At 74.7% G+C, this 1,833-nt stretch carries 2 protein-coding genes; both read left to right on the plus strand.

The window, feature by feature from the left end:
* The coding region (locus ACFU99_RS42380) for a hypothetical protein (RefSeq protein WP_384403796.1) at positions 1-291 on the plus strand (291 nt) is incomplete at its 5' end.
* Between the two features lie 196 nt (positions 292-487).
* The gene (gene serB / locus ACFU99_RS42385; protein ID WP_384403799.1) at positions 488-1,753 is read left to right on the plus strand and encodes a phosphoserine phosphatase SerB; all 1,266 of its coding nucleotides are present in this window, start codon (positions 488-490) and stop codon (positions 1,751-1,753) included.
* The last annotated feature ends 80 nt before the right edge of the window (positions 1,754-1,833 follow it).

Below are 1,833 nucleotides of genomic sequence, written 5' to 3' on the forward strand. Positions count from 1 at the left end.
GACCGCCGCCCTGCGACGCGGGTGCCCACCGCGCGGACGGCCGGCGAGTGGCGGGGCACCCGCACCGGCCCCCGCATCCCGCCCTGGGAGGCGGGGCATCAGCCCACCGCGGCGACAGCCTGCGGCTCGCGGCGACGCCAATACCGGCACAGCACGGTCCGCCCGGACGAGCAGGGCGCCTCGGGGCTGAAGGCGGGCTCGGCGGGCCGGCCGCCGACGGCGGCCTTGGGACCCGGCCCCGGCCGGAAGGAAGCTGCCCGCCGGGCCGACCGACGCTCTGCGAGGCGGTAGCCGACGGGGCGGTCCGCCGGCGCGATGGGGTGCAGGGCCCGGACCGGGCACACGCGGTGCCCTTGGCGGGCCGCAGCGGCAGGACCTGCGGCGGCCGGGCGGCGCTTCAGAACCCGGGCTCGCGACCGCCGTCGGGATCCCAGCACGCGGGACACCTGTGCGGTTTCGGCGCGGCGCCCGATACCGTATGAGCACCATGAGCGCATCGCAGACTCCGCCCGTCTCCGGCGTCCCCGCCGTCTCCGGTCCCGCCGGGGACGACTCCCCCACCCTCCTCGTCAAGATCTTCGGCAAGGACCGCCCCGGCATCACCGCCGGGCTCTTCGACACCCTGGCCGCCTGGTCGGTGGATGTCATAGACATCGAGCAGGTCGTCACCCGAGGCCGGATCGTGCTCTGCGCACTGATCACCGCCCCCGGCGGCAACGGCGCCACGGAGGGCGAGCTGCGGGCCACCGTGCACAGCTGGGCCGAGTCGCTGCACCTCCAGGCCGAGATCATCTCGGGCCGGGGCGACAACCGGCCCCGCGGCACGGGCCGTTCGCACGTCACCGTGCTGGGCCACCCGCTGACCGCCGAGTCGACGGCGGCCATCGCCGCCCGTATCACCGGCACCGGCGGCAACATCGACCGTATCTTCCGGCTCGCCAAGTACCCCGTCACGGCCGTGGAGTTCGCGGTCTCGGGTGCGGAGACCGCCGTCCTGCGGACCGCGCTCGCCACCGAGGCGGCCCGGCTCGGCGTGGACGTGGCCGTCGTGTCGTCCGGTCTCCAGCGGCGCGCTCAGCGGCTCGTCGTCATGGACGTGGACTCGACGCTGATCCAGGACGAGGTCATCGAGCTGTTCGCGGCGCACGCGGGCTGCGAGGCCGAGGTCGCCGAGGTGACCGCCCAGGCGATGCGCGGCGAGCTGGACTTCGCACAGTCGCTGCACGCGCGCGTGGCGCTGCTGGCGGGGCTGGACGAGTCCGTGGTGGACAAGGTGCGCGCGGAGGTCCGGCTCACGCCCGGCGCCCGTACGCTCATCCGCACCCTCAAGCGCCTCGGCTACCAGGTCGGCGTCGTCTCCGGCGGCTTCACCCAGGTCACCGACGACCTCCAGGAGCGGCTGGGGCTGGACTTCGCCTCCGCCAACACCCTTGAGGTGGTGGACGGCAAGCTGACCGGCCGCGTCACCGGGGAGATCGTGGACCGGGCGGGCAAGGCCCGGCTGCTGCGCCGGTTCGCCGCGGAGGCGAAGGTTCCGCTGGACCAGACCGTGGCGGTCGGGGACGGCGCGAACGACCTGGACATGCTCAACGCCGCCGGCCTCGGCGTCGCGTTCAACGCGAAGCCGGTGGTCCGCGAGGCCGCCCACACCGCCGTGAACGTGCCCTTCCTCGACACGGTCCTGTACCTGCTGGGCATCACCCGCGAAGAGGTCGAGGCGGCCGACACCCACGAGGCCGACACCCACGGATAAGCCCCGCCCCCCGCGCGTACGGACCCCGCCCGTACGGCCCCCGTGCGTACAGACCCCGCGCGTACAGACAAGGGCCCCGG

Source organism: Streptomyces sp. NPDC057654, assembly GCF_042800135.1.
GTDB lineage: Bacteria > Actinomycetota > Actinomycetes > Streptomycetales > Streptomycetaceae > Streptomyces.